This window comes from Rhodococcus sp. Chr-9 (assembly GCF_000801125.1).
Lineage (GTDB): Bacteria > Actinomycetota > Actinomycetes > Mycobacteriales > Mycobacteriaceae > Rhodococcus > Rhodococcus pyridinivorans.
In genome coordinates this window covers 217,454-236,807 of record NZ_JTIZ01000131.1, presented here as the reverse complement: position 1 = coordinate 236,807, position 19,354 = coordinate 217,454, and the positions used below count along the sequence as shown (strand labels likewise).

The following is a 19,354-nucleotide window of genomic DNA, read 5'->3' as shown; positions in this document are numbered from 1 at the left end:
AGCGCACATGAGTGACGCGCACAACACGTCGGTCTCTATCGCGACCGATGAACCGACCCGCTCAGGAACGGGCGGTGCAACCGGCATCACGGAGGACACGATCAGCACCCCACCCCCATCCCCGGACAGGGCACGCAAGACAGTCGTGCGGCCGGGAGACAGAATCTTCGGCTCGCTCGCCTCCGGCTCCGCCGTCCTGATCTCCGTGATCATCGGCGCGATCGCAGTCTTCCTCGTCTGGCGTGCCGTCCCGGCGCTGCAGCGCAACCAGGTCAACTTCCTCACCAGCCGTGACTGGATCACGCAGGACATCACCGACATGGCGTTCGGTGTCCTCGACCTGTTCCAGGTGACGGTGCTCGTCTCCTTCTTCGCGCTGTTCCTCGCCATGCCGGTCGCGCTGGGCATCGCGATCTTCCTCACCTCGTACTGCCCCGACCGGCTCCGGAAACCGCTGGCGTATGTCATCGACCTGCTCGCCGCGGTCCCGTCGATCGTCTACGGCCTGTGGGGCATGCTCGTCCTCGCCCCGTTCCTGCGCCCCGTCGCGGAATGGCTCAATACCACCCTCGCCTGGTTCCCGCTCTTCGCCACCGGCAGCGGGTCCATCGTGGGCGGCGGAACGATCTTCACCGCCGGCATCGTCCTCGCCGTGATGATCCTGCCGACCATCGCCGCGGTGAGCCGCGAGGTGTTCGTGCAGACCCCGACGGCCCACATCGAGGGCGCGCTCGCACTCGGCGCGACCCGCTGGGAGGTCGTGCGGACCACCGTCATCCCGTTCGGCAAGTCCGGCTACATCAGCGGTTCGATGCTCGGTCTCGGCCGCGCGCTCGGCGAGACGATGGCGCTGTACCTCATCCTGCGCACCACCTCGCAGGCGTTCTCCTGGTCGCTGTTCGACGGCGGCGCGACCATCGCGTCCAAGATTGCGCTGGGATACGCCGAATTCAACAACGACATCCAGGCGGGCGCCTACATCGCCGCCGGTCTCGTGCTCTTCGTGCTCACCTTCGTGGTCAACGCCGCCGCGCGCATGATCGTCGCAGGAAAGAAGGACTGATCCATGTCGACCACCACCACGTCGACCACCGCGCTCTCCTCGCCGGTCAAGCCCCCGGCCTTCCAGCGGGTCAGCGGGCGTCGCCGCATCAAGGACACCGCAGCCACCGTGCTCGTCACGCTGTCGGTCGTCGTCGCGCTGATTCCCCTGGCCTGGGTGCTGTTCACCGTAGTCGCCAAGGGCCTGCCGGCCCTGACCTCGCCGACCTGGTTCACGCACTCGCTGAGCGGACTGACGTCCTCGTCGATGAGCGGCGGCATCTACCACGCCCTCGTCGGCACCCTCCTGCAGGGACTCGTCTGCGCGATCATCTCCATCCCGCTCGGCGTCTTCGTTGCGATCTACCTCGTCGAGTACGCCGGCCGGTCGCGGCTCGGCCGGATCACGACGTTCATGGTCGACATCCTCAGCGGTGTCCCATCGATCGTCGCGGCACTGTTCATCTACGCACTGTGGGTGTCGACCTTCGGGATGCCCAAGTCGGGCTTCGCGGTGTCGCTCGCGCTCGTTCTGCTCATGGTGCCGGTGGTCGTGCGCAGCACCGAGGAGATGCTGCGCATCGTCCCGCAGGACCTGCGCGAAGCGTCCTACGCCCTCGGTGTCCCCAAGTGGAAGACCATCGCGCGCATCGTGCTGCCCACCTCGCTCGCCGGCATCATCACCGGCATCATGCTCGCCCTGGCCCGCGTCATGGGCGAGACGGCGCCGCTGCTGATCCTCGTCGGCTACGCGCCCTTCATCAATCTCGACCTGTTCGGCGGTGAGCAAGGCACCCTCCCGGGCGTCATGGTCGCCGAGATGAACAACCCGACCGACGCCGGTTCGCAGCGCATCTGGGGCGCCGCGCTCACCCTGATCCTGGTCATCGCGGTCCTCAACATCGCGGCCAAGTTGATCAGCCGGTACTCGCAGGTCGGCAAGAAGTAACCCACAGACCTCTTCTCACATCGATACACCAGTAGGGAGCCGGTAATGGCTAAGCGTCTGGATCTCAAGGACGTCAACATCTACTACGGCAAGTTCCACGCCGTGGCCGACGTGACGCTGTCCGTGCCGCCGCGGAACGTCACCGCCTTCATCGGCCCGTCCGGTTGCGGCAAGTCCACCGTGCTCCGGTCGATCAACCGCATGCACGAGGTGACGCCCGGCGCCCGTGTCGAGGGATCCATCCTCCTCGACGGCGAGGACATCTACGATCAGAACGTCGACCCGGTCGGTGTGCGCAAGACGATCGGCATGGTCTTCCAGCGTCCCAACCCGTTCCCCACGATGTCGATCCGCGACAACGTCGTCGCCGGCCTCAAGCTGCAGGGTGTGCGCGACCGGAAGACCCTCGACGAGATCGCCGAGAAGTCGCTGCGCGGCGCCAACCTGTGGAACGAGGTCAAGGACCGTCTCGACAAGCCGGGCGGTGGCCTCTCCGGTGGTCAGCAGCAGCGTCTGTGCATCGCCCGCGCCATCGCGGTCCAGCCCGATGTGCTGCTCATGGACGAGCCGTGCTCGGCCCTCGACCCCATCTCGACGCTGGCCATCGAGGACCTGATCGGTGAGCTGAAGAAGGACTTCACCATCGTCATCGTCACGCACAACATGCAGCAGGCCGCGCGCGTGAGCGACCAGACGGCCTTCTTCAACCTCGAGGCGACCGGCCGCCCGGGTGGTCTGGTGGAGATCGACGACACCGAGAAGATCTTCTCGAACCCGAGCAAGAAGGCCACCGAGGACTACATCTCCGGCCGCTTCGGCTGAGCCGCCACTACCTACACGAGACCCCGACCGGATCCGTCCGGTCGGGGTCTCGTCGTTCGTGTGCTTACTGCACTCGACAGTCGTGGGCTCAGGGGTTCTGCGCTCGGTGGTGCTCCGGGTAGACGGTCAGACTGTCCACCTTCTCCACGAGCTGACGGATCTCCTCCTCGGTGGGGAGCTTGCCGGTCACGAGGAAGATGACGCGGCGGCCCACCTCGACGGCGTGATCGGCGAACCGCTCGTAGAAGCGGCCGAGCAGGGCGACGTCGACGGCGGCTGCGACGCCGTGCGCCCATTCGCGGTCCATGAGCACGGTGAAAAGGTGTCGGTGCAGATCGTCCATCGCCTCGTCCTCGTGGTGGAGGCGGGCGGCCCGGGCGGGATCACGGGTCTCGAGAATCTCCCGTGTGGCGGCACCGAGGGCGACCGCGATCCGTCCCATCTCGGCGAAGTAGCCCTTCACCTCGTCGGGGAGCACGTGCTTGGGATGACGTCGGCGGGTCGCCTTCGCGATGTGCAGTGCGAGCGCACCCATGCGGTCGATGTCGGCCACGATCTGGATGCCGCTGACGACGGCACGCAGATCGCCGGCGACCGGACCCTGCAGGGCGAGCAGCTGGAACGCCTTCTCCTCGCAGATCGTGACGAGTTCGGTGATCTTCTCGTGCTCGTCGATCACCTGCTCGGCGAGAGCGAGATCGGCTTCGAGAAGAGCTCTGGTGGACCGCTCCATCGCGGTCCCGGCGAGCCCGGCCATCTCCCCGAGGAGATCGCCGAGTTCGCCCATCTGTTCGTTGTAGACGACGCGCATAGTGGCACAGCCTACGACCTCGAGCGGTCCGAACGGCGAGCATCGGATGAACCAGAGGTGAACGTCGACGGCCGAACAGTGGTGTCTACGTGCACAGATCGTCGGCGGCGTTGGTGATCGCGAGATCGGCGGGGAGCTCGACCGACGACTCCGACCGGGTCCGGATCTGCATCGGGGCGAGCGGCGTGCCCGCGGGGGTGGGAGCGACGACGGTGCCGTCGAAGCTGGTACCCAGGACGATCTCCACGATGCTGCCCAGCTGGGCCGAGGGCGGAGCCTCCTGCAGCACCGCACCGGGGAAGGCCGAGGCCACCGTCGCAGCGTCGGTCTCCTGTCCTTCGCTGAAGCGGATCACGGTCTGCTTGCTCGTCCCGGAGGCATAGTTGCCGATCGAGTAGACCGGAAAGCCGTAGGCGGCGACCTCCTCGGCGGTGCCGGCCGCCAGCCCGGACAGACCCGACGCGTTCGAGACCTGCACCGACACCGTCGACGGATCGACAGCGAGCTGCGCGGGCAGCGGTTCGGCCGGGGGAGCGGACGCGACCTCCGTCGGGTCCTCCCCCCGCTTCTCACCCGGCAGAGGGAGATCGTCGATGATCGCGGTGAAGATCGCCTTGATGTCGTCCGTGCGCGGGATCTCGTTGCCCCAGTCGTTGGTACCGGCCGTGGGGATGGTCAGGAAGGACACCGCACCCGCCTCGACGTTCTGCATCGAACGCCCGAGTTTGACGAGCGACTCGGCGTTGACGTTCTCGACGAAGGTCGCGCGGGTGAAGGCGCTGATGAAGCCGTTGAGCTTCACGGGATCGAACAGCACCTTGTTCGACAACGTCGAGCGCAGCAGCGACGACAGGAACTTCTGCTGCCGGCTGATCCGGCCGTAGTCGCTGTTGCCCTCCTGGTCGATCTTGCGGGCGCGGACGTAGTCGAGTGCCCGCTTGCCGTCGAGTGTGTGGGTGCCGGGAGTCTCGATCAGGGGACCGAGTTCGTTGTCGTACAACGGTATGGAGGTGCACACCTCGACGCCGCCGATCTCGTCGACCATCGATTCGAAGCCGGCGAAGTCGATGCCCACGAAATGGCCGATCCTCAATCCGGACATCTTCTGGATCACCTTGACCAGGCACTTCGGTCCGCCGAGGGCGTAGGTCGCGTTGAGCTTGTCGCCTTCGGCGGCCGGATAGAGCTCGGAATCGTATTCGCCGGTCGTACTGTCCCATCCGCGACAGACCGGTCGATCGACGTCCAGATCGCGGGGGAACGACACCGCGACCACGCGGCTGCGATCGGCGGGGATGTTGACGAGGATGACGGTGTCGGCACGAGCGCCCTCGGCGTCGTCGGCCGTCCCGGCGCCGATCTCACCGCTCGCACCGGCGCGGGTGTCGGTGCCGATGATCAGATAGGTCTCGTCGCCGGTCTGACCGACCGGGTCGACGATGTCCTCCGACTCGGTGTCCAGCGCGGCGATCTGGGAGAAGCCGGCCTCCGTGGACCGGACGTATCCCCACACCGCACCGTTACAGAGGAGCGCGAGGACCGAGACGAACGCCACCGCCGCTCTCGCCGCGAACCTCAGACGCTTCCGCTTGCGCTGTTTGCTCTGCGCGAGCCGGCCGAGAGTCGCGTTGCCCACCGTGCGGGGCCGAGCGGAGCCGTGCGCCTTCTCGTCCGTCGTCCGGTCGTCGTTCTCGTTCTCGGCGGGCGACGCAGCGCCCTCGGGGGACACCGCATCGATCTTGACGGTCGGCTGTTCGTCCGCGATCGGCGGTTGCTGTCGAGGAGGCGTCTGCGGCGGTCTGACGGTCTGCGGCGACCCGGCGGGAGGCACCGGGCGCGAGTCCGCGGGAGGCACCGGGCGCGAGTCCGCGGGAGGCACTGCTCGAGGGGGCTGCGCCGAGGTCGGGGGAGTCGGTACCGGGGGCGGAACGGACGGGAGGCCCGCCATCCGATCGGGAGCCTGGATGTGCGGCGGGGCGGGCTTCTCCGGCGGCCGGGGCCGGGACGGTCCCGGGGGCACCCGGGGAGCACCGGGCTGCACCGGGGGGGCGACCGTGGTCGGCGGTCCCGAAGAAGCCGGCGGCACCGGAGGGCTGGGAGGTCCCGACGGAGTCGGCGGCGCAGCCGGAGGCGGCGTCCTGCGCGGGAGTTCCGCTCGACCGGCATCGTCCTCGGTCGCGACGTGCCGGGCGGATTCCGGGTCGCGGGGACGGGCCGGGGGCAACGACGAGGTGGACGTGTGCGGCGGATCGGCCGGGGGCGGATCCGACCGGGGGGACGGATCGGATCGTCGTCCCATCTTGTCGAGCAGTTCGGCGACCGTGAGCTGCTCCGGATCGTCCGAGTCCGCGGCCCGGCGGTTGCGTGCACTCTCGTGGCGACGCGAATCGGGATCGGTGTCGTCGGAGCGGTGCACCCCACCCGAGCGGCTGCGGCGGGACGAGCGGGATTCGCGGTAGCTGCTGTCGGCGATCGGCCGTTCCCAGGGAGCGCGAGGATCCGGGGATCCTGTCTCGTGCTCCTCGCCCACCGATACCTGCTCTTTCCGCGGTCGCACCGCCTCGGATCCGTCGTCGTCCACGTGATCGCTCACCGGCGACCGTCGCGAGGACTCCGCAATGATACTGATCGTCTGTTTCATGTGACGGTGACGCGGCTGTGTCGCACGACATCCACCGGTCGATCCGTCTATCGTCCGGGACTACATGCCGGGACGGGTTACCCGCCCGAGTGCATCATGTCGGCGCCCTCGGGCACGCAGGTGTCCTCGGGATCGTCGAGCCAGCCGTCGGGCAGAGCGACGCTGCTCGGGGAGCCCTGACGTCCCCGCGGGCCTTCGGCATCGGCGGGGAAGGGTACGTCGTGGTCGAGTTTGCCCAGCAGGTCGTCGAGTTCGGCGAGCGTCGACACGCGGGCGAGGCCGTTGCGGATCTCCGAACCCGCAGGGAAACCACGCAGATACCAGGCGATGTGCTTGCGCATGTCGCGCAGACCGCGATCCTCGCCGTGGTGATCGGCGAGCAGTTCGGCGTGCCGCCGCATGATCTGCGTCACCTCACCGAGATTCGGCGGGGTGGGGATCGGGCGACCGCCGAGCGCGGCGCTCAGTTCGGCGAACAACCACGGACGTCCGAGGCAACCGCGACCGACGACGACGCCGTCGCAACCGGTCTGCGCCATCATCTTCTCGGCGTCGGAGGCGTCGAAGATGTCGCCGTTGCCGAGCACGGGCACGTCGGTGACGTGCTCCTTCAGCCGCGCGATTTCGTCCCAGTCGGCCGCTCCGGAGTACCGCTGCGCAGCGGTCCGGGCGTGGAGGGCAACGGCCGCGGCACCCTCGGCGGCCGCGATGCGACCGGCGTCGAGATGTGTGTGGTGCTCGTCGTCGATCCCGATGCGGAACTTGACCGTGACCGGGATGTCGGTGCCCTCGGTCGCGCGGACGGCGGCCGCGACGATCTGCCCGAACAACCGGCGTTTGTAAGGGAGGGCCGACCCTCCGCCCTTGCGGGTCACCTTCGGGACCGGGCATCCGAAGTTCATGTCGATGTGGTCGGCGAGGTTCTCGTCGACGATCATCTTCGCCGCCGCGTAGGTCGTGCCGGGATCGACGGTGTAGAGCTGCAGCGACCGCGGCGTCTCGGTGGGGCCGAAGGTCGTCATGTGCATGGTGACCGGGTGCCGCTCGACGAGGGCGCGGGCGGTGACCATCTCGCAGACGTACAGGCCCGACGTGCTGCCGGCCCGTTCGAGTTCGAGTTCGCGGCACAGCGTGCGGAATGCGACATTCGTCACTCCCGCCATCGGCGCCAGCACGACCGGGCTGTTCAGTTCGAGCGGGCCGATACGGAGGGAAGACATGGGTACCTCTGGAAAACGTTGTGTGACAAAGAAATAGCGTGCCCGTCAGTGATGGGCCGCGGAAACGACTGTGCCCGGCACCGAAAACGGCACCGGGCTACAGGATAACCTCCGCCGGACTCGGGCGGCTGTGTGCATCCGGACTCGGGCGGCTGTGTGCATCCGGACTCAGGCGTGCGCGCCCACCTTCTCGCGCTTGGCAGCCTCGCGGGCGAGGGAGCGATCGCGCATCTCCTCGAACCGCCCCGCCTGACGTTCCAGTTCGTCGAGGAAGTTGCCGAGCTTGTCGAGATCCTGCTGCGCCTCGCTGCCGAGATCTCGCTCGAAGATCCTCCACTTGCGCAGCACCGGCATCACGACGTCGTCGAGGTGCTGACGCAGGTCGTAGATGCCGTGCTTGGCCATCAACACACCGTTGCGACGGAAGTTCGGCATGCCGGCACCCGGCATCTGGAAGTTCTCGAGCACCTCGACGATCGCGGCGAGCGTCTGGGCCGGAGCGATGTCGATCGCCGCGTCGCAGATGTTCCGGTAGAAGATCATGTGCAGGTTCTCGTCGGCGGCGATGCGCTGGAGCATCTTGTCGGCGATCGAGTCGTCGCAGGCACGACCGGTGTTGCGGTGCGACACGCGGGTCGCGAGCTCCTGGAAGGTCACGTAGGCGACGGAGTGGAGCATGCCAGTCGAGTTGGGGGACGCGAAGCCGTTCGTCATGTGCTCCATGCGGGCGTTCTCGAGTGCGACGGGATCGACACCGCGCGTGACGACCAGGTAGTCGCGCATGACGATGCCGTGGCGGTTCTCCTCCGCGGTCCACCGGCCGACCCAGGTGCCCCAGGCGCCGTCGCGCGAGAAGCTCTCGGCGATCTCCCGGTGGTAGGAGGGCAGGTTGTCCTCGGTGAGGAGGTTGGTGATCATGGCAGCCTTGGCGACCTCGTCGAGCTTCGACTGCTCGGGTTCCCAGTCGACACCGCCCATCGCGGCGAAGTTCCGGCCCTCGTCCCACGGCACGTAGTCGTGGGGGTGCCAGTCCTTCGCCATCGAGAGATGCCGGTTGAGGTTCGCCTCGGCCACAGGCTCCAACTCTCGCAGCAGCTCCAGTTGAGTCAGGACTCGCGTCATACTCTTCTACCCCTCACATCGTGTCCGTGTATTCCGCCGGCCTACGGAGGAGGGGAGCCCGGCCGTTCGTCGCCGCGGCACGCGGTGCACCGGTGGCCCCCCACATTCGCCCGGATCACGGTACAGGTCCGAGCGGCTCGAGGACAGTACCGTCCCGCTCGTGCCGTATCACACGGACGAGCGGAACGTGCGGTTCCGGAGGGTTTCAGCGCTTGCCTCCACCGAGAAGTCCCCCGAGGAGACCGCCGAGTCCACCACCCGAACTGCCGCCGAGCACGCTGCCGAGGACGTCGCCGATCCCACCGCCGGAGCCGACCGATCCACCACCGGCGTTCTTCAGCAGACCCCCGAGGAGATCGGCGAGACCTCCGCCCTGCGGAGCGCTCGCGGTGTTCGTTCCCGCACCGCCACCGATCTGCTTGGCGAGATAGGACAGCACGATGGGGGCGATGATCGGCAGGACCTTGGCGATCAGATCGTTCCCACCGGCGCCGTTCACGGAACCGAGGGTCGAGATCACCTGATCCTTCTTGTCGCCGAAGACATTGGAGACGATCCTGTCGCCGTCCTCGGTGTCGATCCCGTCGACGTCGACCTGACCTTCGGCCAGGTTCGACTCGGAGTGCTTGCCCAGCGCGGAGAGCAGCGAGGCCGCCCCGGTCGGATTCTGGGCGTTGGCGTCGAGACCACCGACGAGGGTGGGGAGTGCGGCGCGGACGGCCGTCTCCGCCGTCGCGTTGTCGACACCGAGTCGCTGCGCCACCTGGTCGACGGGAATGCGGGACATCAGATCGTCGAGACTTGCCATCGTTCCTGCCTTGGCTCGTGGGTGCCCCGAAGTGGCCACCCGGTGCCGAGAGGGTATCGGGACGAAGCCCGTTGCAGCGGGAGGCGTCAGTCGAGCGAGGCGGCGCTCGTCGGCGAACGGCGCAACGCGATCAGGCAACACAGCAGTGCGACGAGCGTGCCGCTGAGCAGGAGCACTGTCCCGTTCTGATTGGTCAGGGTCGTACTGCGGTTGAGTTCGACGTACTCGCCGTGGGTCTGGAACAGACGCGTCCAGAACACCGCGGCCGTCGCGACACCGATCAGCGTCCCGGCCCAGCCGACGGCCACCGAGTCGAACAGTGCGGCAGCGAGGAGCAGGATCGCGGCCACGACCAGCGGTACCGCGAGGGACTCGTACAGCGGTAGACCCGGGACCGCGACACCGGCGAGATCGCCCTCGGGGAAACCGTCGCGCAGCGCCGACAGGGGAATCTCGGTGGGTCGTATTCCGCCGACCACCGGCAACACCGACCCGATTCCCAGAGCGACGGCGGCCAGGAACAGGCCCAGGTCCACGAAACTGCGCATGTTCCTCCCCGGACGATGAACATTCGATTACCCCTGCGGCTCACCGTATACAAAGACGGGCAACCGCACCGGGTGAAATTCGCAGTGCGAAGAGACCTGCCCGAATGCACTGCTCCGAATGCGGTGGTCCGTAGGGTGAGATGCGCACGGCAGGTGCACATGGACCGATCGGCCAGGAAGGTTCGAAATGACGGACATGAATGTCGACGAGACCGGTTCGCGGAAAGGCTTGCCGCCGTGGGCGAAGAAGACCATCGCCGTGGTCGTGGCGCTGATCGTGCTCGTCATCGCCTACTACACCCTGGCGGCGTTCGTTCCTCGCTGGTGGGCGCAGCGGATCGCAAACCTCGCCGAGGGCGGCTTCGCGCGCGGAGTGCTGTGGGGTCTGCTCTTCGGCATCCTGTGCACGGCGATCCCCATCGCGCTGCTCGCGTGGATCTGGCAGGTCCGCAACTGGCGGTACAGCCGCGGGCTGCAGATCACCTTCGGCGTGCTCGCGCTGGTGGTCGCCCTGCCGAACCTCATGACCCTGGCGGTCGTGCTGGGTACGGGGAACGGTGCGCACGCGGGGGAGCGGATCCTCGACGTGGACGCGCCCGGCTTCCGCGGCGCCACGCTGATCGGCGCGATCGTCGGAGCTCTGTTCGCGGTGATCTTCGTCGTCGCGCTCACCCGCTACCGCAAGCGCGGACGTGATCTGAAGCAGGCCCGCACGGATCTCGAGCAGCGCCGGATCGAGCAGGAGCGCCTCGAGGCGCGCCGTGAGGCGGAGAAGGAACTCGGCCGGAACACCGACGACGTCCCGCCCGGCTCCCACCGTCTCTGACGAAGGACCCGGACTCCGACGAAGGACCGTGGGACGTTCCGGAACGACGAACGCCGGCGTCGTGTACGACGCCGGCGTTGCCGGTGCCCCCAGTAGGGCTCGAACCTACGACCTGCGGATTAAAAGTCCGTAGCTCTACCAACTGAGCTATAGGGGCATGGGCGCACAGTGTAACCACACCGCAGTGATCAGACCGCATGGTCCGGTGACCACATCACAGGGTGAGCCACGCTGCGCGATCGATGATATCGGACATCCGGCGGTGCGGACGCCACCCGTGACGAATGGAAAGAGGCTCGGGTGCCCACCCCCTGCTCCGCACCCGAGCCGGACAAAGCGTACCACTCGGTGTGTTCTGTGGAAACCCGGGTGTCGGGGGTGGAGTTTCACATTTCACCCGGTGGAACACGGCCTGGAAGCGGGGTTGTGAGGGGGCAGACTAGAGTTGTCTCGTGGGGGAACACAGGAACGTGGAAGGCCGAATTTCCCCATGCCTCGTCAACAGGAGCGTGCGCGTCGTACGCGGGCTGCGATCGTCCGATCGGCAGCCACCGAATTCGCGCGGCGAGGTTTCGCCGCAGCATCGATCAACGCCATCCTCGAGCAGTCGAACGCCACCAAGGGTGCGATGTACTTTCACTTCGCGTCCAAGGAGGATCTGGCCCGGGCGGTGCTCGACGAAGGACTCGAGCACTACCGTGCCATCGTCGGCAGGTGGATGGACGTCCCCGATCTCGACCCCTTCGAGCGGCTGCACGGTCTCGTCGGTGATCTCGGTGCGGCTCTGCACGACGACGTGGTCATCGCCGCGGAGTTCCGTCTGGTCACCGAACCCGAGTTCGCGGAGGAGGTCAGGCTGCGCGGCAGCGTCCTGTGGGGGCGGGCCGGCTACCAGCTGGCGCGCGAAGCGCAGGAGAAGGGCCTGTTCCGGCCCGATGTCGACCTCCAGCGTTTCGTCGAGGCCATCGCGTCGTCACTCGCCGGTCAACGCTATCTCGCCGACCTCACGTCGCCGGAGACCGACGTCCGCGCCCGTTTCGAGGCCTGCGTGGAGGTGCCGCTCGAGGCGATGGCATCGGAGCAGTGGCTCGCGCAGTGGCGGGAGAAGGGCTGGCCGAGCAGGCCCAACAACGACGAATCAGCCACTTGACCTGCTGATTTGTGATTCGCGAATGCCGTGGCATAAGCTGTCCAAGCTCCCAACGGAACGCCAAACCCGTTGAGGGTGCGGTTCGGAGAAATCCGATCGGGCCCCCTTCGTCTAGCGGCCTAGGACGCCGCCCTTTCAAGGCGGTAGCGCGGGTTCGAATCCCGTAGGGGGTACGCTTCGACCTCGTCGAAGTGTGCAGTATCTTGGTGTGAGAAGTGAATATATATGGCCCTGTGGCGCAGTTGGTTAGCGCGCCGCCCTGTCACGGCGGAGGTCGCGGGTTCGAGTCCCGTCAGGGTCGCTCCAGAGTTTCGATCGGCATTCGGTTCGGGTGCCGTCCGGCCAGGTAGCTCAGTTGGTACGAGCGTCCGCCTGAAAAGCGGAAGGTCGCCGGTTCGATCCCGGCCCTGGCCACCACGGTTGTCCGGCGAACAACCATCAATTTCATATCTTCGACCCACCGGTTGCGGTGGGTCGAGCTGTGGGAACTCCGGTTCCTCATGGCCCTGTGGCGCAGTTGGTTAGCGCGCCGCCCTGTCACGGCGGAGGTCGCGGGTTCGAGTCCCGTCAGGGTCGCTCCAGGCGAAGCCCCGGCATCACATCGATACCGGGGCTTCGTCGTCGTCACCTGTTCGCGGTCCGGTGTCTGCGTCGTGGTCCCACTCGTACCGCCGATCCGCACCGGGTGCGGTCCGGCTCGCTATCGTGAGGACACAAAACATGTTCTAGTGTGTGCCCTACACAACTAGTGGACATCTGTCCGAGTGACCTGGCCCTCCGAGCGAACCCCGAGGTGGAATGTGCGCGTAGCTCTGTTGTCGTACCGGAGCAAGCCGCATTGTGGGGGTCAGGGGGTCTACGTCCGCCATCTCAGTCGCGAACTCGTCGCCCAGGGGCACACCGTCGAGGTGTTCTCCGGGCAGCCGTACCCCGAGCTCGACCCCGGCGTGACGCTCACGAAGGTGCCCAGTCTCGATCTCTACCGCGACGACGATCCGTTCCGCACCCCGAAGCTGGGTGAATACCGCGACTGGATCGACGTCCTCGAGGTCGCCACCATGTGGACCGCCGGTTTCCCCGAACCACGCACCTTCGGTCTGCGCGCCGCACGACTGCTGCGCGACCGCCTCGGCGACTTCGACGTCGTGCACGACAACCAGTCGCTCGCGTCCGGCTTGCTGCGCATCGCCGAGGACCTTCCTCTCGTCGCGACGATCCACCATCCGATCACCCGCGACCGCGAACTCGATCTCGCCTCCGCGACCACCCTCAGCCGTAAGGTCACGCTCCGGCGCTGGTACGGATTCCTGCGCATGCAGGAGAAGGTGGCCCAGCAGATTCCCACGCTGCTCACGGTGTCGGAGAACTCGGCCGACGACATCCGCACCGCCTTCGGGATCGAATCCGAACGCATCCACACGATCCCGCTCGGCGTGAACACGGAGGTGTTCGCGCCGCGGAAGGACGAGCGAGTTCCCGGTCGGATCGTCTGCGTCGCGAGCGCCGACGCCCCGCTCAAGGGTGTTCCCACCCTGCTCGAGGCGGTCGCGAAGCTGCGCACCGAACGCGAGATCGAACTGGTCCTCGTCTCGAAGCTCGCCCCGGGCGGCGCCACCGAGAAGCTCATCGACGAACTCGCGATCGGCGACGTCGTGCGCACCGTCTCCGGGATCGACGACACCGAACTCGCCGACCTGCTCGCCTCCGCCGAGATCGCGGCGGTGCCGTCGCTGTACGAGGGATTCTCGCTGCCGGCCATCGAGGCGATGTCGTGCGGAACACCGCTCGTCGCGAGCCGCGCCGGGGCCATCCCCGAGGTCGTCGGGGACGCCGGTCGGCTGGTGCCTCCGGGCGACGCCGAACAGCTTGCAGCAGGGCTCGCGGGCCTGTTCGACGACCCGGCCGAGCGTCGGCGTCTCGGCACGAAGGGCCGCGAGCGTGTGCTCGAACGCTACAGCTGGGCGGCCGTGGCCGCGCAGACCGCCGCGATCTACGACAAGGCGATCGCCGCGCATCGAGAGGGGAAGAACGGATGCTGACCGTCGACTTCGACCGCCTGGGCGTCGTACCGGGGATACGCGCTCTCGACATCGGGGCCGGCGCGGGGCGCCACTCCTTCGAGCTGTACCGCCGCGGCGCGGATGTCGTCGCCTTCGACCAGAACGCCGACGACATGAAGGCCGTCGCCGACATGTTCGTCGCGATGGAACTCGAAGGCGAGGTCCCCGAGGGTGCGCTGGCCCGGGCCGAGGTCGGCGACGCGCTCGCGCTGCCGTACGACGACGCGACCTTCGATCTCGTGCTCATCTCCGAGGTGCTCGAGCACGTGCCGGAGGACGAGCGGGCCATCGCCGAACTCGTCCGGGTCCTCAAACCCGGTGGTGTCGCGGCCGTGACCGTGCCGCGCTGGCTGCCGGAAAAGATCTGCTGGGCCCTGTCGGACGCCTACCACGAGGTGGAGGGCGGGCACATCCGCATCTACAAGGCCGACGAACTCGCCGCGAAACTCGCCTCAGCCGGTCTGACGGTCTCGGGCACCGACCACGCCCACGCACTGCACGCACCGTACTGGTGGCTCAAGTGCGCCGTCGGCGTCGACAACGACGACAATCCGCTGACGAAGGCGTACCACCGGCTGCTGGTCTGGGATCTTATGAAGGCCCCGTGGATCACTCGCACGGCCGAGAAGATCCTCGATCCCGTCATCGGGAAGAGTGTCGTGTTCTACCTCGAGAAGCCGGGAAACGCCGGTGCGGCGCGGTGAATCCGCGCGCGTGACGGTGCCGTCGGTGCCGGGTGTGCTGTCGCCGGAACAGAGCCTGGCGACGGGCCGGGCCATCGCGCGGATGCAGGAGCCCTCGGGCGCCGTCCCGTGGTTCCCCGGTGGGCACATCGACCCGTGGGATCACATCGAATCCGCGATGGCGTTGACCGTCATCGGTTTACGCGAAGAGGCGGACGCCGCCTTCGAGTGGTCGCGGCGGACGCAGCGCGCCGACGGGTCGTGGCCCTTCCAGTTCCGGGGCGACATCGTCGAGAACCACGACACCGACAGCAATTTCACGGCCTACATCGCCGTTGGCGTATGGCACCACCATCTCGTGACGGGTGATCGCGGGTTCGTCGAGCACATGTGGCCGACGGTGCGGGCAGCGCTCGACCTCGTGGTCGACATGCAGTTGCCGGGCGGCCAGATCTCCTGGGCGCGAGGCGACGGCGGGATGTTCGACGAAGCGCTGCTCACAGGCTGTTCGAGTATCCACCAGAGCCTGTGGTGCGGTCTGCGGATCGCCGATCTGATCGGTGAGGCGCAACCCGAATGGGAGGTCGCGCTGATCCGTCTCGGCCACGCTCTGCGTCGGCATCCCGAGGCGTTCACGCCCAAGCCCGAGTACTCGATGGACTGGTACTACCCGATCCTCGGGGGAGCGGTGCGCGGCACCGATGCGCACGAACGGATCCGCGAACGCTGGTCGGATTTCGTCGTCGACGGTCTCGGGATCCGGTGCGTCGACCATCGTCCGTGGGTCACCGGAGCCGAGACGTGCGAACTGGTCCTGGCGCTCGACGCACTCGGCCACGCCGGGCGTGCCCGCGAATTGTTCGCGGCCATGCAGCATCTGCGCGACCCGGACGGTTCGTACTGGACCGGTCTGGTCTACGCCGACGGCAAGCGCTGGCCGGTGGAGGTCAGTTCCTGGACCAGCGCAGCGGTGATCCTCGCCGCCGACGCGCTCTCGCGCACGACGGGAGGAAACGCGATCTTCCGGGATGCGGCGGCACCCGCCGACCAGGTGGGCGCCGACCGCTGCACCGAGCGTTGCCCGGTGCTCGTCCGGTAGTTCAGCTGCCGGGCCGTGATCCGACCGTGCCGGCGGTGCGTTGGAGAACCCGCAGCGAGGACGTCACCGACTTCTCGACGAACTCCCCGCTCTCCAGTGCGAGACAGTAGATCTCGTACGGAGGCCGGCCGCCGTCCTTCGGGTCGGGGAAGACGTCGTGGATGATCAGGGCGCCGCCGATGCGCACCCATCTCGCCCAGCCGTCGTAGTCCGCCCGGGCCGCCTCGCTGCTGTGTCCGCCGTCGATGAACACGAACGAGGCGGGGGTGCGCCAGAACGACGCCACCACAGGAGAATTGCCGACCACCGCGACGACGTGCGATTCGAGGTCGCCGTCGGCGAGAGTGTGCCGCAGTGCGCCGACCGTGTCGAGGCGGCCGGTGTGCGGGTCGACCAGCGACGGATCGTGGTAATCCCAGCCGGGCTGATGCTCCTCCGAACCGTGGTGGTGGTCGACGGTGACGATGGTGCCGCCGGTCGCCTTGGCCGCAGCGCCGAGATACACGGTCGAGCGGCCGCAGTAGGTGCCGATCTCGACGCCGACGCCGTCACCGAGATACTGCACCGCAGCCTCGTGCAGTGCGGTTCCCTCGTCCTGGGGCATGAAACCCGGTGTCGCCTCAGCGAGTTCGATCGCCTCACGGGGCAGGGTGGTGCGGGACATCGGATGGATCTCCGTTCTTCTCGCGTGATGCGGTGTATCCCGAGCACCCTACCGACCGATCGCGGCGTCCGATGCTCTCGGACACGACGGTGAGACTGTCGAGATCGCGGATCGCGGCGCACGACCGCTCGACCATCACCGCGAACGTGCGGTCGCCGCGCTCGGTCCTCGTGGCGATCCGGCCCGTTCCGATCCGCTCGACCTGCACGTGCGTACCGTGCCACTGAGCACGGCCGAGAGTCGTTCGGGAGTCAGGTCGTCCACCGACAACTACAGATCGGTCATCGTGCGCTCCGGCCGGGGTTTGCGGGTAGAGGTGCGAAACGCTCGGGGTCGCGGGTCGTCCGCCACGCGGCGGCGACCGGGGCGAGCTCGGTGGGCTTGGCGCCGTTTCGGTGGGCGCCGCGTCGGTCGGTCCGGAATGAGCACGGACCTGCGCGTCGTCCCTGAAACGGTGCAGTACCTGAGGATCCCAGCTGTTCGCACGCACGAGCACGTCACCACAGCCCTGCAGGTAGGTCGCGAGCCGTCCGGTCAGCTTCCGCGAACGAAAGATCCTCGGGCGTCGACTCGTCGACGGTCGCGAGGACCGACCAGATGCGATCTGTCGACCGGGCTACGACGGGACACGCCGTGCCGCCGCCACCGGACTCGTTGTACGGGGGACTGACGGAGATCACCGCGAATCTCCCACCTCGGCGAGCCAATGCGCGGTGATCGCTGTTTCATAGGCCATGACCACGGCTGTGGTCAGTGGATGTTCGGTATCCCGCGGTCGGCACAACGATTGGGGTCTCGGTTCAAGAACCGATTCCATCCGTTCCACAGTTCGTCGATGAGCTCGAGGAGCCGTTCACGAGAAGGCGTGAACTGGGTACTGGTTGTCATGGGCGGTGATCCTAGGAATGTGAACCGTCAGGTTCTGTGGGAGGAGGTTCTGCCCTGACCGCATGTGGCAAGACGATTTGCCGGCTGATTCGATCAGTGTCAATATTGATGGGTGTCGATTCAAACTGATAGTGGTGACCTCTGCTGCGCACCACTGGTACGGGAACCTCTGACGGAGGACTGGGCTGCAGACCTGGCCCGGATGTTCAAGGCGATCGGAGACCCGGTACGCCTACGGCTGCTCAGCCTGATCGCCAGCCATGAGGGCGGCGAAAGCTGTGTCTGCGACATCAGCCCGGCCTTCGACCTGTCCCAGCCGACCATCTCGCATCACCTCAAGGTGCTGCGCGAGGCCGGCCTGCTCGACTGCGAACGCCGTGGCACCTGGGTGTACTACCGGGTGATCCCGTCAGCCCTGGCGCAGTTGTCGGCCGTGCTCTCCGCCGAGGTAGGGGTGTTGCCGGGTTCGGGCTGTGCCCCGGCCAGCGATGCCGTGGAGTCGGCCCGATGACCGCGACGAACACCGAACACCCGGCTGTCGTCGGGAAGATGTCAACCCTCGACCGGTATCTGGCCGTGTGGATCGGCGCCGCCATCGTGGTGGGTCTGTTGCTCGGCCGCCTGATCCCCGGACTGGGTGAAGCGTTGAGTTTCATCGAGATCGACGGCATCTCCCTGCCGATCGCCCTCGGTCTGCTGATCATGATGTACCCGGTGCTGGCGAAGGTGCGCTACGACCGCCTCGACACCGTCACCGGCGACCGCAAACTGCTGGTCTCGTCGCTGATCCTCAACTGGATCCTCGGACCCGCACTGATGTTCGCACTCGCCTGGCTGATGCTGCCGGATCTGCCCGAGTACCGCACCGGCCTGATCATCGTCGGTCTCGCCCGGTGCATCGCCATGGTCATCATCTGGAACGACCTCGCCTGCGGCGACCGGGAAGCCGCGGCGGTGCTGGTGGCGATCAACTCGGTGTTCCAGGTGATCATGTTCGCCGTGCTCGGCTGGTTCTACCTGTCGGTGCTCCCCGGCTGGCTCGGCCTCGAACAGGCCGCCCTGGACGTATCGCCATGGCAGATCGCCAAATCGGTGCTGATCTTCCTCGGCATTCCCCTGGTCGCAGGGTTCCTCACCCGACACTTCGGCGAGAAGGCCAAGGGCCGCACCTGGTACGAGGACACCTTCCTGCCGAAGATCGGACCGTGGGCCCTGTACGGGTTGCTGTTCACCATCGTGATCCTGTTCGCCTTGCAGGGCGAGCAGATCACCTCCCGCCCGCTGGACGTGGTGAGGATCGCGCTGCCGCTGCTGGCGTACTTCGCGATCATGTGGGTCGGCGGATACCTGTTCGGCGCCGCGATCGGCCTCGGCTACGAACGCACCACCACCCTCGCGTTCACCGCGGCGGGTAACAACTTCGAGCTCGCCATCGCCGTGGCGATCGGCACCTTCGGCGTGACCTCCGGGCAGGCCCTGGCCGGGGTGGTCGGACCGCTCATCGAGGTTCCCGTCCTGGTCGCCCTGGTCTACGTCTCCCTCGCCCTACGGAAGCGCTTCACCCGTCATGAGTCGGCGCAGGTGCCGGCGCCACGAAAGGTCTGATCCGTGAGCACACCGAGTGTGTTGTTCGTCTGTGTCCACAACGCCGGCCGCTCGCAGATGGCCGCCGGGTTCCTCACCGCTCTGGCCGGGGACCGGATCGAGGTGCGTTCGGCCGGCAGCGCCCCGGCCGAACAGGTGAACCCGGCCGCGGTCGCGGCGATGGCCGAGGTAGGCATCGACATCTCTACCGAGAACCCGAAGATCCTCACCACCGCGGCGGTGCAGGCATCGGATGTGGTCATCACGATGGGCTGCGGGGACACCTGCCCGGTCTTTCCCGGCACGTCCTACCGCGACTGGGTGCTCGACGACCCGGCCGGGCAGGGCCTCGAGGCGGTGCGTCCGATCCGCGATGAGATCCGCGCCAAGGTCGAAGCCCTCATCGCCGAGCTGACCGCCCCGCCCACCCCGCGCTGA

General features: G+C 67.3%; 19 protein-coding genes and 5 tRNA genes. 15 read left to right on the top strand and 9 right to left on the bottom strand.

The window, feature by feature from the left end; genetic code table 11:
- Nucleotides 1-7 precede the first annotated feature (7 nt).
- Genes pstC through pstB form a run of 3 tightly spaced genes read left to right on the top strand, consistent with a single transcriptional unit; the run spans nucleotide 8 to nucleotide 2,812 of the window.
- Nucleotides 8-1,063, top strand: coding sequence for a phosphate ABC transporter permease subunit PstC (pstC, locus tag QR64_RS24265; protein ID WP_006551793.1), 1,056 nt, complete (start codon nucleotides 8-10; stop codon nucleotides 1,061-1,063).
- A gap of 3 nt (nucleotides 1,064-1,066) precedes the next feature.
- Nucleotides 1,067-1,990, top strand: a complete 924-nt coding sequence (pstA, locus tag QR64_RS24260) for a phosphate ABC transporter permease PstA (protein ID WP_039587662.1) — start codon at nucleotides 1,067-1,069, stop codon at nucleotides 1,988-1,990.
- A 45-nt stretch (nucleotides 1,991-2,035) separates the two neighbouring features.
- Nucleotides 2,036-2,812 carry a phosphate ABC transporter ATP-binding protein PstB gene (gene pstB, locus QR64_RS24255; RefSeq protein WP_006551791.1) on the top strand — a complete coding sequence of 259 codons (777 nt, stop codon included), beginning with the start codon at nucleotides 2,036-2,038 and terminating at the stop codon, nucleotides 2,810-2,812.
- Nucleotides 2,813-2,900: 88 nt separating this feature from the next.
- Here the strand turns inward: pstB and phoU are convergent, their stop codons facing one another.
- From phoU to QR64_RS24225, 6 genes are all read right to left on the bottom strand, one after another.
- Nucleotides 2,901-3,623 (bottom strand): phosphate signaling complex protein PhoU, encoded by a 723-nt coding sequence (phoU, locus tag QR64_RS24250; RefSeq protein WP_006551790.1) that lies wholly within the window; start codon nucleotides 3,621-3,623, stop codon nucleotides 2,901-2,903.
- An 85-nt stretch (nucleotides 3,624-3,708) separates the two neighbouring features.
- Nucleotides 3,709-5,571, bottom strand: coding sequence for an LCP family protein (locus QR64_RS24245; RefSeq protein WP_235367326.1), 1,863 nt, complete (start codon nucleotides 5,569-5,571; stop codon nucleotides 3,709-3,711).
- A 770-nt stretch (nucleotides 5,572-6,341) separates the two neighbouring features.
- The gene (gene dusB, locus QR64_RS24240) at nucleotides 6,342-7,484 is read right to left on the bottom strand and encodes a tRNA dihydrouridine synthase DusB (RefSeq protein ID WP_024103024.1); all 1,143 of its coding nucleotides are present in this window, start codon (nucleotides 7,482-7,484) and stop codon (nucleotides 6,342-6,344) included.
- Between the two features lie 168 nt (nucleotides 7,485-7,652).
- Nucleotides 7,653-8,606, bottom strand: a complete 954-nt coding sequence (locus tag QR64_RS24235) for an acyl-ACP desaturase (RefSeq protein ID WP_024103025.1) — start codon at nucleotides 8,604-8,606, stop codon at nucleotides 7,653-7,655.
- Between the two features lie 205 nt (nucleotides 8,607-8,811).
- Nucleotides 8,812-9,414, bottom strand: coding sequence for a DUF937 domain-containing protein (locus QR64_RS24230; protein WP_019290016.1), 603 nt, complete (start codon nucleotides 9,412-9,414; stop codon nucleotides 8,812-8,814).
- An 86-nt stretch (nucleotides 9,415-9,500) separates the two neighbouring features.
- Nucleotides 9,501-9,962 carry a hypothetical protein gene (locus tag QR64_RS24225; RefSeq protein ID WP_006551784.1) on the bottom strand — a complete coding sequence of 154 codons (462 nt, stop codon included), beginning with the start codon at nucleotides 9,960-9,962 and terminating at the stop codon, nucleotides 9,501-9,503.
- A gap of 187 nt (nucleotides 9,963-10,149) precedes the next feature.
- On the opposite strand from QR64_RS24225, the gene QR64_RS24220 reads away from it, so the two are divergent.
- The gene (locus QR64_RS24220; protein ID WP_024103026.1) at nucleotides 10,150-10,788 is read left to right on the top strand and encodes a hypothetical protein; all 639 of its coding nucleotides are present in this window, start codon (nucleotides 10,150-10,152) and stop codon (nucleotides 10,786-10,788) included.
- 84 nt (nucleotides 10,789-10,872) lie between these two features.
- Here QR64_RS24220 and QR64_RS24215 read toward each other — a convergent pair.
- Nucleotides 10,873-10,945, bottom strand: a tRNA-Lys gene (locus tag QR64_RS24215).
- A 333-nt stretch (nucleotides 10,946-11,278) separates the two neighbouring features.
- On the opposite strand from QR64_RS24215, the gene QR64_RS24210 reads away from it, so the two are divergent.
- The 8 genes from QR64_RS24210 (at nucleotide 11,279) to QR64_RS24175 (ending at nucleotide 15,780) form a co-directional block, all read left to right on the top strand.
- Nucleotides 11,279-11,938, top strand: coding sequence for a TetR/AcrR family transcriptional regulator (locus tag QR64_RS24210; RefSeq protein WP_006551782.1), 660 nt, complete (start codon nucleotides 11,279-11,281; stop codon nucleotides 11,936-11,938).
- Between the two features lie 100 nt (nucleotides 11,939-12,038).
- Nucleotides 12,039-12,111: transfer RNA gene (locus tag QR64_RS24205), tRNA-Glu, on the top strand.
- Nucleotides 12,112-12,165: 54 nt separating this feature from the next.
- A tRNA-Asp gene (locus tag QR64_RS24200) sits at nucleotides 12,166-12,239 on the top strand.
- Between the two features lie 39 nt (nucleotides 12,240-12,278).
- Nucleotides 12,279-12,355 (top strand) — tRNA-Phe (locus QR64_RS24195).
- A gap of 85 nt (nucleotides 12,356-12,440) precedes the next feature.
- Nucleotides 12,441-12,514 (top strand) — tRNA-Asp (locus QR64_RS24190).
- A 224-nt stretch (nucleotides 12,515-12,738) separates the two neighbouring features.
- Complete coding sequence (locus QR64_RS24185; protein WP_024103027.1) at nucleotides 12,739-13,977, top strand: glycosyltransferase family 4 protein; 1,239 nt, start codon at nucleotides 12,739-12,741, stop codon at nucleotides 13,975-13,977.
- Nucleotides 13,971-14,702, top strand: coding sequence for a class I SAM-dependent methyltransferase (locus QR64_RS24180; RefSeq protein ID WP_024103028.1), 732 nt, complete (start codon nucleotides 13,971-13,973; stop codon nucleotides 14,700-14,702). Before QR64_RS24185 ends, QR64_RS24180 begins: the two co-directional genes overlap by 7 nt.
- The gene (locus QR64_RS24175) at nucleotides 14,689-15,780 is read left to right on the top strand and encodes a prenyltransferase (RefSeq protein WP_033096822.1); all 1,092 of its coding nucleotides are present in this window, start codon (nucleotides 14,689-14,691) and stop codon (nucleotides 15,778-15,780) included. The genes QR64_RS24180 and QR64_RS24175 overlap by 14 nt, the downstream gene beginning before the upstream one ends.
- Nucleotide 15,781: 1 nt before the next feature.
- On the opposite strand, the gene QR64_RS24170 is transcribed toward QR64_RS24175, so the two are convergent.
- Both QR64_RS24170 and QR64_RS24165 read right to left on the bottom strand, forming a co-directional pair.
- A complete protein-coding gene (locus QR64_RS24170; protein ID WP_006551778.1) occupies nucleotides 15,782-16,444 on the bottom strand; it encodes a class I SAM-dependent methyltransferase in 663 nt (220 codons plus the stop codon).
- Nucleotides 16,419-16,652: a hypothetical protein gene (locus QR64_RS24165; protein ID WP_006551777.1), complete on the bottom strand. Its 234-nt coding sequence runs from the start codon at nucleotides 16,650-16,652 to the stop codon at nucleotides 16,419-16,421. The genes QR64_RS24170 and QR64_RS24165 overlap by 26 nt, the downstream gene beginning before the upstream one ends.
- 792 nt (nucleotides 16,653-17,444) lie before the next feature.
- Between QR64_RS24165 and QR64_RS24155 the strand changes: the two genes are divergently transcribed.
- From QR64_RS24155 to QR64_RS24145, 3 genes are read left to right on the top strand one after another with little or no spacing between them, the layout of a single operon-like run.
- The gene (locus QR64_RS24155; protein ID WP_033096821.1) at nucleotides 17,445-17,843 is read left to right on the top strand and encodes an ArsR/SmtB family transcription factor; all 399 of its coding nucleotides are present in this window, start codon (nucleotides 17,445-17,447) and stop codon (nucleotides 17,841-17,843) included.
- Nucleotides 17,840-18,937, top strand: coding sequence for an ACR3 family arsenite efflux transporter (arsB, locus tag QR64_RS24150; protein WP_019290010.1), 1,098 nt, complete (start codon nucleotides 17,840-17,842; stop codon nucleotides 18,935-18,937). The genes QR64_RS24155 and arsB overlap by 4 nt, the downstream gene beginning before the upstream one ends.
- Before the next feature lie 57 nt (nucleotides 18,938-18,994).
- Entirely contained in the window at nucleotides 18,995-19,354 is a 360-nt protein-coding gene (locus QR64_RS24145; protein WP_050993518.1) for an arsenate reductase ArsC, read from the top strand.

What these genes read in the sequence shown, in the direction of transcription:
- pstC (WP_006551793.1), top strand. Translation starts at nt 8, where the DNA reads ATGAGTGACGCGCACAACACGTCGGTCTCTATCGCGACCGATGAACCG.
- pstA (WP_039587662.1), top strand. Translation starts at nt 1,067, where the DNA reads ATGTCGACCACCACCACGTCGACCACCGCGCTCTCCTCGCCGGTCAAG.
- pstB (WP_006551791.1), top strand. Translation starts at nt 2,036, where the DNA reads ATGGCTAAGCGTCTGGATCTCAAGGACGTCAACATCTACTACGGCAAG.
- phoU (WP_006551790.1), bottom strand. Translation starts at nt 3,623, where the DNA reads ATGCGCGTCGTCTACAACGAACAGATGGGCGAACTCGGCGATCTCCTC.
- QR64_RS24245 (WP_235367326.1), bottom strand. Translation starts at nt 5,571, where the DNA reads ATGGCGGGCCTCCCGTCCGTTCCGCCCCCGGTACCGACTCCCCCGACC.
- dusB (WP_024103024.1), bottom strand. Translation starts at nt 7,484, where the DNA reads ATGTCTTCCCTCCGTATCGGCCCGCTCGAACTGAACAGCCCGGTCGTG.
- QR64_RS24235 (WP_024103025.1), bottom strand. Translation starts at nt 8,606, where the DNA reads ATGACGCGAGTCCTGACTCAACTGGAGCTGCTGCGAGAGTTGGAGCCT.
- QR64_RS24230 (WP_019290016.1), bottom strand. Translation starts at nt 9,414, where the DNA reads ATGGCAAGTCTCGACGATCTGATGTCCCGCATTCCCGTCGACCAGGTG.
- QR64_RS24225 (WP_006551784.1), bottom strand. Translation starts at nt 9,962, where the DNA reads ATGCGCAGTTTCGTGGACCTGGGCCTGTTCCTGGCCGCCGTCGCTCTG.
- QR64_RS24220 (WP_024103026.1), top strand. Translation starts at nt 10,150, where the DNA reads ATGACGGACATGAATGTCGACGAGACCGGTTCGCGGAAAGGCTTGCCG.
- QR64_RS24210 (WP_006551782.1), top strand. Translation starts at nt 11,279, where the DNA reads ATGCCTCGTCAACAGGAGCGTGCGCGTCGTACGCGGGCTGCGATCGTC.
- QR64_RS24180 (WP_024103028.1), top strand. Translation starts at nt 13,971, where the DNA reads ATGCTGACCGTCGACTTCGACCGCCTGGGCGTCGTACCGGGGATACGC.
- QR64_RS24170 (WP_006551778.1), bottom strand. Translation starts at nt 16,444, where the DNA reads ATGTCCCGCACCACCCTGCCCCGTGAGGCGATCGAACTCGCTGAGGCG.
- arsB (WP_019290010.1), top strand. Translation starts at nt 17,840, where the DNA reads ATGACCGCGACGAACACCGAACACCCGGCTGTCGTCGGGAAGATGTCA.
- QR64_RS24145 (WP_050993518.1), top strand. Translation starts at nt 18,995, where the DNA reads ATGGCCGCCGGGTTCCTCACCGCTCTGGCCGGGGACCGGATCGAGGTG.